This window comes from Piscinibacter defluvii (assembly GCF_004011805.1).
GTDB lineage: Bacteria > Pseudomonadota > Gammaproteobacteria > Burkholderiales > Burkholderiaceae_C > Piscinibacter > Piscinibacter defluvii.
Map to the genome: position 1 here is coordinate 1 of NZ_RCHJ01000016.1, position 14,062 is coordinate 14,062.

Below are 14,062 nucleotides of genomic sequence, written 5' to 3' on the forward strand. Positions count from 1 at the left end.
CTGAAGGCGTTCTGAGGCCCCTGAGCCACAATGAAACCCGGCGTTTTCGAATCGCCGGGGCCAGCGCGAACACACAGCGTCGAACACAATTCCCATGCGAGCTGTCGTCTACAAGAGCCCCGGGCACGTCGAAGTCAGCGACGTCCCAGAACCGCATGTTGCGGAGGCGACTGATGCTATCGTGAAGGTCACGCACGCCGGCATCTGTGGCACGGACTTGCATGTAGTGAAAGGCGACTTCGCGGGTATCACGCCGGGTGCGGTGGTTGGACACGAATTCGTTGGCGAGGTCGTGGAAGCAGGTCGTGCAGTTCACCGAATTCGCTTGGGCGACAAGGTGATGTCTTCCGACTTCACTGCCTGCGGCCAGTGCCGCTGGTGCGATCGAGCCGAACACTGGCAGTGCACTGAGCGTGCCTTCTTCGGCACCGGCACCGCATTTGGCCCCAGCATCTCCGGAGCGCAGGCGGAGTACGTCCGGGTGCCGTTTGCCGACCAGACGCTGGGCCATTTGCCGGAACAGTGTCCACCGGAAGCAGCCTTGCTAATGGGCGACAACCTCGCCACCGGCTGGGTCGCGATCGAGCGCGCCAGCACCCAAGCGGGGGACTTCGTCGTAGTCATCGGCGGCGGCGCTGTTGGCCAGCTCGCCGCATTGTCGGCGCAGGTGGCCGGTGCGGGGGTTGTCGTGCTGGTCGAACCCAACGAAACGCGCAGGGCGTTCGCGAATGCCCAGGGATCCATCGCCGTGCACCCGGACGACGCCGCGGCGCTGGTGCGGAAACTGACGGATGGCGACGGTGCCGAGGTCGTCGTTGAGGCGGTCGGCGGCAATGGCACACTCGACTTCGCGATGTCGCTGGCGCGCGCGCGCGGACGCGTCGTATCCGTGGGCGCGCACGTGGCAGAAAGCTGGGCCTTTCCGGTCGGCCGCGCGTTCAGGGACGAGCTGACACTCAGCTTCGCGATCGGCGACAGCATTCGCCTGCGTCGCAAGCTGCTGCGCTTGGTCACCAGCGGAGCCCTAGATCCGACCGTGGTGGTGGATGCCCGCGGCCGCCTGACTGATGCGCCTAGCCTTTACGACCTGCTCGCAAGGCAGCAGCGCATGAAAGCAGTGATGACCCCATGATCCGGCGCGCGCACGACGGCGCAGACTCGGGGGCATGGGAAGTCGATTCACCTCCGAGCCAACGCTGATGCCGGGCGCACTGACGGGCGTTCTCGAGCCGATTGCGACTGCAGCGGCCCGTGGGCAGTACGACCTCCTGCTCGCGGAGGCAGAACGGGCCGTTGCCGAACTGGTCCCCGCCGCCCGCGCGCGCGTCATTCTTCGCACCGGCGGCGCCTGGTATGCGCCGTCAACGCTGGAACATGTTAACGAAACACCGGGTCTGGATCTTCCCGGAGGACTCGAGACGTGCGAAGCACCGCTGCGGGTGGGGAAGGGCGTGTTTGTCCCGGTTGCCCCCGGCGCGCTCGCTCTGCTGATTGAGGGGGATCCCGTCACGATCGAAGCCTCCGAGTCGCTCGGCGTGTTCTGCAAGTTCTTCGCGCTTGCGCTACAGACCTGCGAGCGCCAACGGATTGCGGTCCAGAACCTCGACGAGGTGCAGGCGCTGCAGCGGGTCGCCACCCGCATGCTCAAGAGCCACGACCTGAGCGAGATCCTGCTGCTCATCACGCAGGAGGCCAAGCAATTGCTGTCGGCGGACATCTGCGGCGTTCTGCTGCGGCAGGACGACAGGATCGTCATGCGCCGCTGCGTCGGTAACCGCTCCCCGGAAACGGCGAACCTGCAGATGGGGCCCGGGCAGGGGTTGGCGGGGCTCGTCCTGGCGCACCGCACACCAGCCTCGGTCGAGGACTATGTAACCAGCGAGTCGATCAGTCGCGATTTCTTCCATCTGGCCGAGGCCGAACTCGTTCGCTCGGCGCTGGCGGCCCCTCTGCTCGGACGCGACGACATCATCGGCGTGCTGGAAGTTTGGCGGCGGCGACCTTCGACGTTCACACCCCAGGACACAACCAGGCTGACGGCACTGGCGAACCTGACATCCATCGCCATCGAGAATGCGGAGCTCTACGCTGGGCAACGCCGCATGGTCGAGGAGCTGGGGCGTGCGCACGAGGCGCTCAACCAGCGGTACGACGTCGTGCGCAGCGTGTCGAGCCTCACGCAGACACTGATGCTGCTGTTGCTCCAAGGGGCCGGATTGAACACCATCGTGTCGACGGCGGCGACGACGCTAAAGACGGACGTCGCCGTCATCGACCGGGACGGTACGCTGTTGTCATGGAGCGGCAGTGACCGCGCCCATGAACTGGTTGCTGGCGCGGCCGCTGCTGCCATCGCGCGAGGAGTCGCCACCGCAGGGTTGTCGGTGACTCAGGACGGCATGTCCTGGCGAGCCCAACCGATCTTCGTCGAGGGCGAGGCGGTGGCCTGGATCCTCGGAACGCTCGATGACGGGCAGCGCTTGGAGCTCATTGAGCTGACACTCTCGCAAGTTGCGGTCATCGCTGCCTTGCAGCGGCTGGAACAGCGATCGGCAAGCCGAGCCCGATCGGAATCGATTGATGCGACGGTGTGGGATTTGTTGCGCGCGGACGAAACCGCACGTGCAGCGGCCATCGACCGCTCGGCAGATCTCAAGCTGGATCTGGAAGGCCCGATGCGACTCTATCTCTGCGAACTCGGCGCCGCGGTGCCGGGATCTGCGGAGAGTTCGGGCTCCATCCTTCGCCAGAAGATCACACGTTCCGTTCAGGCCATACGTGGCGAGAAGGTGCGCGCCATTGCATTGCAGGGCCTGTCGATCGCCGTGTTGTGTTCCGACCAAGCGCTCGGCGATGCCGAACGCTTTGCTAAGGGTCTCGCAGGAGCCATCAGCGATGGTCTCAGCGGACGCCATGTTGTGGTGGGTGGGAGTAGCCGCTGCCACGTTCCCCGTGCGCTCGCAATCGCATACCGGGAGGCGCAGATCGCGCTGGACGTCTCGCGACAGATGGGCAAGACCGCCTCGGTCGTGTACGACCGTGCAGGCGTAGTCGGCATGTTGCTGAGTCTGCGCCATGATGTCGGCATGCGGAGATTCCTGGAACTGAACCTTGGTGGGTTGCTGAACGAGGAACCGAAGCAGCGCGACCTTTTCTTGCAGACGCTGCGCGTCTACTTCGACGTGAACTGTTCACACGAAGCAGCGTCGCAGAAGCTTGGTGTGCACAGGAAGACCGTCGCACACCGGCTTGGTCGAATCTCTGATTTAACGGGCCTGGATCTCAGTACGCACGACGACCGGTTGGTCGCGGACCTTTCGCTTTACGTCTTCCAGCTGCTGAACAACGGTACAGCATCCGGCGATGCAGAGGATCGGCGCGGCAGGTAGTTGGTAAGCAACTGGATGGACGCCCAACCACCCGTTGAAGGCAGCAGCGTGCCAGAGCAGCATTCGACGAAAGGAGTTCCGAACGGGGGCAATGAGTTAACATAATTAACCACGTCACACAGAGGCAGCACAAAAACTCTCACCACTGGTGAGAGCGTTCTTGGGCAGATCACAGGCGGGTTGTTGTTTGATCGCGGGCCCATTCTCTGACTGATCGAGCAAAGAGTCGGCGCCGGCCTCGTCCCGGCAGGGAGGAGCGCACGGCGCCGTGATTTGAAGTCTATATGCCTCAGCCGACCATCAGCGTGACCGGCGTCCCGTCGGCGGCGTGGCGGACGATGCGGTTGCCCGCGAGCCGCAGGCCGTCGCTCTCGACTTCGCCGAGCATCGTGCTGGGCAGTTGAAGCCCGAGTTCGGCGACTTTGCCACGCAAGGTCGCGATGGCGGTCCAGTCCCGCTGGGGCTCCTGAAAGCTGGCGTAGAGCACCGTGTTCCGCTTGCCGTTGACCTGGAGGAAATAGTCCCCCAGGCGGCGATCGAAGCCGGCCACGACCTCGACCGTACGTCCGTTCAGCTGTGCCGTCGCGAGGTGCTGGCTCACGGCCCCGGCTCCACTGCGTCGAAGACCGGAAGGCCATCGATGACGGCGGCCTCGCGGTCAAACATCAGCCAGGCTACGCCGGCGGATTCGGCCACCTCGAACAGCATGGCCAGATCGGGCTCCGACGGCACGCGGTACTTCGGTGCCCCGACATAGACGAACCCGCCGCAGTCGGTCGGGTAGGCGTTCACGGACAGGTCGTCATCGGCGAGCTTGTTGCGCGTCGCCGAACTCAGATGCTTCAGGGACAGGCTGGCCAGCATCTCGGCCTGCTGTCGCAGGCCGGTGGCGGGCAGGGTATGCATCGTGGCTTCCTCCTCGGGATGAACTGGGAGATGCGGGGGATTCAGCCGCTGGCTTTCTGGTCGAGAGCGCACGGGGCGTGCGCTTCGATCGTCCGGCGCGGGCGAACGTCATGCCGCAGTCGCGGCAGCGGAACCAATGCAGGTGACCGAGCGCGCCCAGGGGCACGCCGTGGCCGGCACAGCAGGGGCAGGTCGGGGGTCTTCTCTCCGACATGGGCATCCTTGGTTGGGGTGGGATCGGCGAGAAGGGCACTGCCGAGGCGGTGCCCTTCTCGCGGCTGGGTCATGCAGGGCGTGACTGCCGCACATGGCGTCAGAGCAGTCCGCGCTCCACGAAGCTGACGCACTGGTCGCCGGCGACGACGAAGTGGTCGATCAGTCGGATGTCCACCAGCGCCAGCGCCGACTTCAGCGTCTGCGTCAGGAACTCGTCCGCGCGGCTCGGCTCGGCCTGGCCGCTCGGGTGGTTGTGGGCCACCGCGATCGCGGCGGCGTTGCGGGCCAGGGCGCTCTTGACCAGTTCCCGCGGGTACACCGAGGTCTGGGTGAGCGTGCCGCGGAACACCTCCTCGTGGGCGATCAGCCGGTGGTTGGCATCCAGGTACAGCGCGAGGAAGACCTCGTGCTGCAGGCCTGCGCAGCGCAGGCGCAGCCAGTCCCGAAGGACCTGGGGCGACGACATCACCGGCCCCTGCGCCATCCGGTCACGCAGCTCGCGCATCAGCAACTCGCGGGCGACACCGAGTCGGCGCGTCAGGAGCTGCTGCGTGGCCGGGTCCTCGTGGGGCGTCTCCCGGTCGCTGACGCGCAGCGCGGCCGGCGTCGGGCCTGGCAATGGGTGGGCCTGCAGGCCCAGCATCTCTGCCACCAGGGCCTCCCGAGACGCATGGGCGGCATCGGGCAGGTCCGGCAGATCTTGAAGGCCCTGGAAAGGGTGGAAGTTCATGGCGTTCTCCTCTCGTGGCGAAAAGGAAGACGGGAACGCCGTTCCCGGTGGGGACTGGTGTCCCCGCAAGGGAAGGATGTGCAGACACACGACGGAGCGTGGCCGGCACGGTGGCTCAGATGATCATCCGAGGCAGGTAACGACTGCGACGCCGCTGCCGCCGGTTCGGTCGGCAGCGGAAACACTCCTCTCGGGAGTGGGTGTGAGCCCATCAAGTCTGCGCCATCGGCGCCGGGGATTCAACCGGGGTGGTGCCAGTGACAGAGCCTTTGCCGCGCTTGCCCGCGTAAAGGGCGCCAGGGTCCGTGCCTTGGTCGGGCATCGGTACGCGGGGAGGTGGCACGGTTCGCGTGACCGCACTGCGCGTGGCCGCGCCGTTGTGGCTGGGCCACGGCCTGCGCGGATGTCTTGGCGGGCAGACTGCAAAAGTGACACCGCAGAGGCACTACGCTGTCACTGCAGAAATTTCTTCGTCGCGGGCCGCAGTGGATGTGCACAGACCTGCGCAGGCACGCGAAGATGCGCGGCTTCCCGACAAGGCCGACCCGACATGCTGCGCACCGGAAACCAGCTTCGACTGACCCGACCCGAACGGGCGCGGCTGGCCCGCATCACAGCCATCGAGCCGGGGTCCATCCGCAGCGTCGCGGACCTGCAGGCCTACGTCCGCCGGTGCAAGGCCCATTACTGGGGCCACTCCGATGACACCCGCTTCCTGCACTGGCTGATCGAGCGTGAGGTGCAGTCCCTGACTGGACGCTGAGCGCCCGTCGCCCCGTTCGCAGCCTTGGAAACAGGAACGCCCCCGGTGCTGGGCCGGGGGCGTGCTGGGTGACGGCCTGGAGTGGATCTGGATCGCGCCGTCTGAAGGGCCTCGAACGTTCGACAGGGTGGTTCAGCGGAACACGCGCGGCTCGACGCTTGCCCCGCGCATGAACGCGAGGTATGCACCGGCCTTGCCGATGTCGTCGAAGGTCGCCACGGGCTGCTCGTGCAGCACGACGGCCCAGGGACGGACATCGTCATCACTGGCGCGGATGCGCAGTTCCGGTGGCTGCCAGCGCGGGTGGCGGTACAGGGGCAGGCCGGTGTCCCAGTCCATCAGTGCCAGCACATGCGCACAGAGGATGGCCGTGCCGGCCGCCTCGCCCGGCTCGACGAGCAGGGGCACCTTCAGCAGGCCGGTCGAGCGGCCGACCGTGCCGACCACGTCGAACTCGTCGAGCCAGCTCGCGCCGGTGCTGGTGTCGCCGAGCACCAGCCGCACCTTGCGGCCTTCCCGGCGGCAGGTCTCCAGCACCCTCGCCAGGCGAGGGTCCGTGCCGGGATCGAAGTAGGTGCTGTGGCCCTGGGCGGACTCGCCCCAGGCACGCACGGCAGCGAGGTACTTCTCGTAGCCGGTGAGGCTGCCCGCGTCATCGGCGGTCGGCATCAGGTCGGGACGATCGAGCCGCTTCGCGATCTGCTGGGCATGATCGCGGGCGTTGTCGAAGCCGAAGCAGGTCACGCCACATTCGGTGGCGATCACATACAGGCGTTGCTCGGGATTCAGGGTGATGTCTCGCATGGTGAACTCTCGAAGTTGGGAGGGCGGACACCGGCCCTGGCGGGACAGGCCCGCGGGCGGTTGGATGGGGTGCCGGTCAACACAGGCCGCTGGACGTCAGTCCTTGGACGAGGCACGTCAGCGACTGAACCCGGTGCAGCCGATGGGGCTGCGCCGGGGCTCGGTCTTCGGATCAGCGCCGGCTGATCTGCACGGCGGGTGCGAGGCCGTCGACGGGAGGTTCCGGGGCACGCTCGGAGCCGCCTTCGGAGCCATTGACCGGCGACGCCGGGGACATGCCGGCCTGGTGCTGGAAGCGGGCGTGCGCGTCGGCGAACTCGGCATCGCCCAGCAGCTGACGAACCTGCGCGGCGGCCGGTTCGGTCCTGCCGTCGGCGTCACGGCCCGAGGCGGGGCGCGCGCCCCGCTTCGATGTCGCTGGCGAGGCTGGCGGTGTGGCGGCAATGGCCTCGTCGAGGACGTCCGCAGTGCGGTGGTACGCCTTCTGCGTGACGCCGCCCACGAAGGCTGCGGGTCGCTGCAGCGTCCACTGGACCAGCAGGCGCAGCCACTGCCCGATGCGCTTGTCGCGGGCCTGGCGCGCCTTGTGGACGCGCAGCGACTGCTTGCAGGAGAGGTACAGCGCCAGGTGGCGACGCTTCATCTCGGCGTCGCCGTCGAGCTGCGCCATCACCTCGGCGGCGAGGGCGACGTCACGGCCGACGCGTCTGTAGAAGCCGACCCAGGCGCGCTGCTCCTCGATGTCGATGGTGCTGCGCCGTGGTGACGGGCTCTGGATGGATCTGTCTGGGAAAGCATGACTCATGGGGTTCTCCAAGAAGGCGAGGGAACCCCGGCCCCGACGGGAGACGGTGACTCCCGGAGGTTGGATGGCGAGGACGGCTGAAAGCCGGAGCAAACGGGGTGTCGGGTGATGGCGTCCCGATGCCATCGCTGGCGGTCGGTTCACCATCCCCGAGACCCGAGGACTCGATCGGCACGAATTCGAGCCGACGGCAGTGCCGCGACGGACGACTCGATGCCCGCGACCATCAGGTCGTGAGCACGCGAGCGGCGCCTTGGCGCAGGCCCTCGGCAATGCCGATCCAGCGGTCGGCGATCCGGTCCAGATAGACCAGGTCGTCGGCCGCGATCTCGCCCGAGGCGCGGAGCCGGGCGATGACTTCCTTGACCAGGAGGGGATCCTCCCGGGCCAGCACGATGGCTGTCGAGGCGATGCGCCTGCGGTAGGTGTCGACCGTCATGGTCAGCACACCGTCGAGCAGGGCGCTGACGCCAGCGGGGCCGGGGCCTCGCACACCATGCGGATGGACGCAGGGGGCGTGCAGGTCCGGGCCCGGAGCAGCGCCGGAAGGGCGACAGGCCGCCGGGTGGGCACACGGGCAAGCCCGGTACCACCCAGCAGTGCACACACCGGCGCGACAGTGCGGTTCCACGGAACGGGACTCATGGGGGTTCTCCTTCAGGGGTGAAGGGGAACGCCCATCCCTGGCGGGGAACTGGGGTTCCCCGTCTGGGATGCCGTGCCGGGAAGGCAAGGCGCTTCGTCGCGTACAAGTGCGTACGCGAGCTGCAGAGGTCCGCGTCCGAGAGGACGCGGCCAGGGCAGATGCGTGCGTCAGGCCAGGCTTCTGATCGAGATCAGGCCAGGCTGGTGAGCGCAGGGCGCGTCACGACGCGAAGGTCGTGGTCGGCGCATGCGAGGAGGGGCCAAGACGCAGGGTCATGGCCGGTTCCGGGTTTCGGATCCGAATGGATCGGAATCGGCCCGGCACACGGAGGTGCCGGACGGGACACGAGGCAGGTAACGACTGCGACGCCAGCTGGGCTGGACTTCAGGGCGACCGGAGCCACCGATGAAGGCTGAGCAGACGCGATGTCCGCAGGAAGCCGGGCCAGTATGGGACGCGGGAACTTGGCCGGCAACAGACCCGAGGTCTCCTCGCGACAATGCCCGCCCAAGCGACCGGCTCGGCAGACGCTTGGGCGGGCAGTCGAATCCGAGTCATCCACATCGATGGCCCGGAATGCGTCGCCGCCCGCTTGCAGGGCGTGCAGGTCGGCAGTCGGTTCGTATAGTGGGTGGATCAAGACCTCCAGCAGACCGGTTCCGCACTGTCCATGACCGTCGAGCGCTATGCCTTCACTGACTGCGAAGCAACCACGGCGGCTGGGGTGCCGCTGCGCATTCCTGCTGGCGTTCACCACGTCGAGCGGCGATCGCTGGTGTTCCGCGTGCGCCTAGGTGGCCGCGAGCTTGATCTGACCCTGGCCGAGTGGGAACGGCTGCTGCACGCAGGCTGTGTCGGGCCGATCCCCGTCGTGGTTGCCGATCCTCAGGGAGCCGGCGACACCCATCCTCGGTGAGGCGTGCACCGTGGCGAAGGCAGAGTGGAACGTCCAGGCCGGGAACTCAGATCGCCAGATCCCGGCGACCACGGGACCTGTGCCGCTCAAGTGGGCCAGCGACGCGTCGACGGGTGCCCCCCGGTACATCCATGACCCGGACATCGTTTCGCAGGCTGCTGGCGCCGTATGTCCCGGCTGTGGCAGCAAGTTGTGGACGGTACTGGCGGGTCAGCCGCAGCGCGTTCGACCGACGGCGCACTTCCGCCACGTGGCCGGCACGCCGCGAACCGCGTGTGTCGTCGTCGCGGCGCGTCTTGCCGCCTCGCACCATCTGGCGTCGCTGGGCTACATCGACCTGCCGCGACGGCGGGTGACCGCCGTCTCGAAGGGTTTCAGCGGTGAGGGCTACGAGGGATGGGTGGAGAAGCCGGCGCAGCGTGTTCGGATCAGTGATGTGCGAATGGTCGATCTGGCCACGGCGGAACTGACGCTGGACGATGGCAGGACCATCCTGGTGGACTTGACGGGCGAGCGCGTCGAAGGCGAGGCAGGCCGCGCTGTCATCACGATCAATCTGTCGGATCCGGCGCTGGCGGAGATGGACGTGGACGAACTGCGAGCGCGACTGCGGCTGCTGCCTCCCGCAAGATGGTGCTCCCACTGGCGTGATCGCGAGTTGACGACAGAGGCGAGGACCCAGGCTGTGGACACGGCGCGGCAGGCGCTCGATGCCTGGTCCGACGAGGACGAGGCGCGGTTCCAGGCGCAACTGCCGCCGGGCATGGACCCGGACGCGACCGCGACGATGCGTCGGGAGACATTGCTTCACCGAACCGTCAAGTCGATCCTAGAAGACGCGAGGCGGATCCGAGCACCGGGCTTGCATGCCGCCGTGCAGCGTGATGCACCGGATGGGTACGGCGACGGCTGGTATGACCATCGCGTCGAGATCCTCTGGTGGAGCGCGCCGGCCGAACTCAGGTTTGAGGCCGTGGAACTGGAGCGGCGCCTCGGCCGCATCGTGCCGGATGTTGTCGGGCACCTGGCGGAGCCTCGACCGCGCATCCTGGGCGGCATGGCCACCCGGGTTCAACGGGGCGATGACGAAGAAGAGGACGAGCAGCACGATGAGTTCCCAGCGCACTGGTCGGAGACGGTGCTGATCGAAGTCGCGGTGACGCACAAAGTGGATGAGGAGAAGCTGCGAAAGGTCCGGCATCTCGATCTGCCGACGCTCGAGATCGACCTCGGTGCGATGGGGGGACGGCTGACCCTGGACGGTCTGCGCAGACTGGTCGTGGATGGGTTGGAAGGCAAGCGTTGGCTGCACCACCCAACGCTGCGAACCCAACGTGCGCTGCTGCGCTACAAGCTCCGTGAACATGCCGAGGTACTGGCCTACCAGGCCTACATCCGGGCACACCGGCGTGAGCGTCTGCTCGAAACACCCCCTTCGCTCTGGGCGGAGCGCTACCTGCAGGCACTCAGGGCGTTCTGCGACGCCAACATCAGGATCGAGAGGCTCCGAAAGACCGAAGGACCGCGATACCTCGAACACCTGGACGAGGACAGCGAGGAATGGGCGAAGGTCGCCCTGGCAGCCGAGGCCCTTGAAGCGCATGGGTTCGAGGGCGGTGTCGAGCGTGTGTTTGCCCGCACGATCGTGCCTCGCATCCTTTCGATCCAGTTGAACACCGGGGTTGGCTGCGCCGTGTCAAGCGCGATCCAGGTGTTGAACGCGATCATGAACACCCGCAGCGACAACAGCACGCAGTGGCTGTCGCTCTACCTCATTGCCGCGAAGTCCTTCGACGTGGAGCGGCACTTCAGGCCCGAGCAAGTTCAACGTTTCCGCAAATGGCGCGAGGAGGTCGTCGGGCAGATCGAGGCGGGGGCACCCGAGTACCTCCGGCCGGCTCGATTCGATGCCATCCTGTCCTTGCTCTTTCCATCGATGGCTCGTGGACTGGCAAACGGAAAGGGTCGCGTGATCTGAATTCCCAGGTGCCGAGGCAGGTGGCACTGGCCGGACACCGGCCCTTGGCGAGTACCCGGCCCCGGCCAGGAGCGGCACTTCGAGAGGCCTGGGCACCCCACTCGGTGAGTGGTCAGCTCGCGGCGCATTGCAGCCTTTCGCTGGTGCGTCTCTCGAGCGTGGGTCTCGGGTTCCACCGCCCCCGGCCGGGGTTTCGGCCCGGCGGCCGACCTACCTTCTTTGCTGGTGCAAAGAAGGTAGGCCAAGAAAGCACCTTCAACTCCAACACCCACGGCTCGTCGGGTGCCGATCGCTCGCTGGCGCTCGGTGCGGCTGTCACTCGATGCTCTCGCGAAGCCTCGCTCGACAGTCCACGACTTTTCACCGACACAGGAACGCGGGCGGCGTCACGCTGGACCACCAGCCGCCGCCCATGCGCACGAGCGGCGGCATGCCGATGGCGGGTGGTCCAGCGTGACCAGGCCACGGCTCGCCTCGTCGGTGAAAAGTCGTGGACTGTCGAGCAACCCTTTGCGAGAGCATCGGGTCACCACCGGCTCGAGCGCAGCGAGCGAAACGCACCCGACGAGCCGTGGGTGTTGGAGTTGAAGGTGCTTTCTTTGCTTGGCGGTCTCAAGTCCGAAGTGCAACACCTCAGGAAGCGAGAGGATAGCTCGATCGCGGTCCTGGCAGCTTGACAGACAGCACCCATCCCCCCGCCCTTCCCGCCGAGCGGGAAGGGAGCGAGTCGCCCTCTGTCGTCAGCGGGCAGGACATCGAATGCATGTCCTGCCCGCTGACGCTCAGCGTAGGCCTCGTGCACTCGTGTCGAGGCCAAGCCCTGGCGGGTGGCCTTGCGGCCAGCCTTGACACGAGCGCGCGAGGCGAGCAGCCGCGCGGGCTTTCAGTGAACGGCACCGCTGGGCTGCTGCGCCTGAGCGAGCAAGCGCGCGTACACGCGTATGGGCACGTCCCAGTCCAGCGTGGCGCGCGGCCGGGTGTTGAGGCTGTCGGCGATGGCGTCGAGCTGGTCTTGGCTGTAGCTGGACAGGTCCGCCCCCTTGGGCAGGTACTGCCGCAGCAGGCCGTTGATGTTCTCGCAACCGGCTCGCTGCCATGGGCTGTGCGGGTCGCAGAAGTACACGCGGATGCCCGTCGCGGCGGCCAGTTGCCGGTGGTGCGCCATCTCCTTGCCCTGGTCATAGGTCAGGGTCTTGCGCATCGGCGCGGCAATCGAGTTGAGCTTGTAGGTGAATCCCGCCAGAGCGGAGTCGGCCGTGGCGTCGGCCAGCTTGGCCAACAGGACCACCCGGCTGGCTCGCTCGTAGAGCACACCCACTGCCGATTGGTTGCCCGCGCCTCGCAAGAGATCTCCTTCCCAATGCCCAGGCATGGTGCGGTCTTGGACTTCGGGTGGTCGAAGGTGGATGCTGACCATCTCCGACAGCCGTCCCCGGCGGTCGGCTCCACCGCTGCGCGGGCGCCGCGTGCCCTTGCCTTGGCGCAGGCACGCGATGAGCTGCCGGCGTAGTTCACCCCGCGGCTGCGCGTAGATGGCCGTGTAAATCGTCTCGTGCGACACCTGCTGGCGCACCTTGCCCGGATGCATCTGCTTAAGTGTGGCGGCAATCTGCTGCGGCGACCAGAGCTGCTCCAGCAACGTGAGCACCTCCAGCCATAGATCTCCCTGGGCGTCGAGCTTGCGTGCCGGTCGCGCCTTGCGCCTGCGGGCTTGACTCGCGCGCTGCGCTTCGTCGCTGCGATAGCCCACCCGAGGCTTGCCGTTGCGGCGCAGTTCGCGACTGATCGTCGAGGGTGATCGCCCCAACTCACGCGCGATCCGCCGTACCCCAAGCTGCTGCAGTCGCATCCCCGCCACCGCCACACGCTCGTCCTGCGTCAACTGCCGATAACTCTTGCTCTGTTCCATTCGAACACCTCATCTGGGGACGAGGTGTTGCAGTTCAAACTTGAGGCTGCCCTTCCTTTCTTTGCACCAGCAAAGAAAGGGAGTCGGCCGCCGGGCCGAAATCCCGGCCGGGGGCGGTGGAGTCCAAGACCAAGGTTCGGAGCGCGGTGAACGGCTGCAATGCGCCGCGAGTTGACTGAGGTCGCGCGTTTGCCCGGGTGCAACTCGATGTCCGCCAAGGGTCGTCCAGGGACAGCGGCCTCGCTGACTTGAACGCCACAAAGCGGTCGCTCTTTGAAGTGCGACATGGCTCCGGCCGGCTTCCACCCGGACAGCACTGTTCCCGCCCTTCCTCGGGCCCTTGGCACAATCCTCGTATGCCCAACATTGCATCCGTGCTCAAGGCCGAGATCGTTCGTCTGGCTCGCAAGGAGTTGCGCAGCGAGATCGATTCGATCAGGAAGGCGCTCGCGGCAGCGCGCGCGGAAAGCGCCGCGTTGAAGCGCAGAGTCAGCGAGCTGGAACGGTCCGTGCGGCAGTCCGCGCGCGCCGCGCCCGCTCGGCCGCCATCACCACCTGCGGTCGAGGAAGCGGACGGCGCCGACAGATTCCGGTTCCGAGCCTCCGGTATGGCTAGCAATCGCAAGCGCCTGGGCTTGTCGGCTGCGGATTTCGGGTTGCTCGTCGGCGCATCCGGACAGAGCGTTTATGCCTGGGAGCAGGGCAAGGCACGCCCCAGAGGTAAGAACCTCGCGGCCATCGCTGCCTTGCGCGGGGTCGGCAAGCGCGAGGTGGTGGAGCGGTTGGCAGCCCTGAAGTCGGGCGAGCAGTCGTAGGCGAGCCGATGCGCGGTCCGGCGTCCTGACCGGACCATCGGCGAGCGCTCCTCGTCACCCTTGAAGTGCATGGGCTCAATGGGATCCTGACTGCATGGTGGGCCGCCGGCCTGCCATGCAACCGATCAGGAGTCCCTCATGAAATTCTCCAAAGCCGAGGTCGACGCCATCATCGAGGCGTCCCC

Annotated in this window: 13 protein-coding genes; 6 read left to right on the forward strand and 7 right to left on the reverse strand. The window is 66.8% G+C overall.

The window, feature by feature from the left end:
• Positions 1-94 precede the first annotated feature (94 nt).
• Positions 95-1,132 carry an alcohol dehydrogenase catalytic domain-containing protein gene (locus D9C15_RS23445; protein WP_128000903.1) on the forward strand — a complete coding sequence of 346 codons (1,038 nt, stop codon included), beginning with the start codon at positions 95-97 and terminating at the stop codon, positions 1,130-1,132.
• 34 nt (positions 1,133-1,166) lie between these two features.
• Complete coding sequence (locus tag D9C15_RS23450; RefSeq protein WP_240668556.1) at positions 1,167-3,389, forward strand: helix-turn-helix domain-containing protein; 2,223 nt, start codon at positions 1,167-1,169, stop codon at positions 3,387-3,389.
• Between the two features lie 289 nt (positions 3,390-3,678).
• On the opposite strand, the gene D9C15_RS23455 is transcribed toward D9C15_RS23450, so the two are convergent.
• The 3 genes from D9C15_RS23455 to radC all read right to left on the reverse strand — a co-directional run bounded on the left by D9C15_RS23455 (position 3,679) and on the right by radC (position 5,154).
• Complete coding sequence (locus D9C15_RS23455) at positions 3,679-3,990, reverse strand: hypothetical protein (protein ID WP_128000904.1); 312 nt, start codon at positions 3,988-3,990, stop codon at positions 3,679-3,681.
• The gene (locus tag D9C15_RS23460) at positions 3,987-4,295 is read right to left on the reverse strand and encodes a DUF5983 family protein (protein ID WP_128000905.1); all 309 of its coding nucleotides are present in this window, start codon (positions 4,293-4,295) and stop codon (positions 3,987-3,989) included. The genes D9C15_RS23455 and D9C15_RS23460 overlap by 4 nt, the downstream gene beginning before the upstream one ends.
• 313 nt (positions 4,296-4,608) lie before the next feature.
• Positions 4,609-5,154, reverse strand: coding sequence for a RadC family protein (radC, locus tag D9C15_RS23465; RefSeq protein ID WP_128001097.1), 546 nt, complete (start codon positions 5,152-5,154; stop codon positions 4,609-4,611).
• 637 nt (positions 5,155-5,791) lie between these two features.
• Between radC and D9C15_RS23470 the strand changes: the two genes are divergently transcribed.
• On the forward strand, positions 5,792-6,004 hold the full coding sequence (locus D9C15_RS23470; protein ID WP_128000906.1) for a hypothetical protein: 213 nt from the start codon (positions 5,792-5,794) through the stop codon (positions 6,002-6,004).
• Positions 6,005-6,136: 132 nt separating this feature from the next.
• Here D9C15_RS23470 and D9C15_RS23475 read toward each other — a convergent pair whose 3' ends face one another.
• The 3 genes from D9C15_RS23475 to D9C15_RS23485 all read right to left on the reverse strand — a co-directional run bounded on the left by D9C15_RS23475 (position 6,137) and on the right by D9C15_RS23485 (position 8,052).
• Complete coding sequence (locus D9C15_RS23475; protein WP_128000907.1) at positions 6,137-6,808, reverse strand: hypothetical protein; 672 nt, start codon at positions 6,806-6,808, stop codon at positions 6,137-6,139.
• Positions 6,809-6,980: 172 nt separating this feature from the next.
• Positions 6,981-7,625 (reverse strand): hypothetical protein, encoded by a 645-nt coding sequence (locus tag D9C15_RS23480; protein WP_128000908.1) that lies wholly within the window; start codon positions 7,623-7,625, stop codon positions 6,981-6,983.
• A 214-nt stretch (positions 7,626-7,839) separates the two neighbouring features.
• Positions 7,840-8,052 (reverse strand): hypothetical protein, encoded by a 213-nt coding sequence (locus D9C15_RS23485; RefSeq protein WP_128000909.1) that lies wholly within the window; start codon positions 8,050-8,052, stop codon positions 7,840-7,842.
• A gap of 877 nt (positions 8,053-8,929) precedes the next feature.
• Between D9C15_RS23485 and D9C15_RS23490 the strand changes: the two genes are divergently transcribed.
• Positions 8,930-9,175, forward strand: coding sequence for a hypothetical protein (locus D9C15_RS23490; RefSeq protein ID WP_128000910.1), 246 nt, complete (start codon positions 8,930-8,932; stop codon positions 9,173-9,175).
• A 10-nt stretch (positions 9,176-9,185) separates the two neighbouring features.
• Entirely contained in the window at positions 9,186-11,153 is a 1,968-nt protein-coding gene (locus D9C15_RS23495) for a hypothetical protein (RefSeq protein ID WP_128000911.1), read from the forward strand.
• An 883-nt stretch (positions 11,154-12,036) separates the two neighbouring features.
• On the opposite strand, the gene D9C15_RS23500 is transcribed toward D9C15_RS23495, so the two are convergent.
• Positions 12,037-13,062: an IS30 family transposase gene (locus D9C15_RS23500; protein WP_128000912.1), complete on the reverse strand. Its 1,026-nt coding sequence runs from the start codon at positions 13,060-13,062 to the stop codon at positions 12,037-12,039.
• 356 nt (positions 13,063-13,418) lie between these two features.
• On the opposite strand from D9C15_RS23500, the gene D9C15_RS23505 reads away from it, so the two are divergent.
• Positions 13,419-13,877 (forward strand): helix-turn-helix domain-containing protein, encoded by a 459-nt coding sequence (locus tag D9C15_RS23505; RefSeq protein WP_128000913.1) that lies wholly within the window; start codon positions 13,419-13,421, stop codon positions 13,875-13,877.
• Positions 13,878-14,062: the final 185 nt, after the last annotated feature.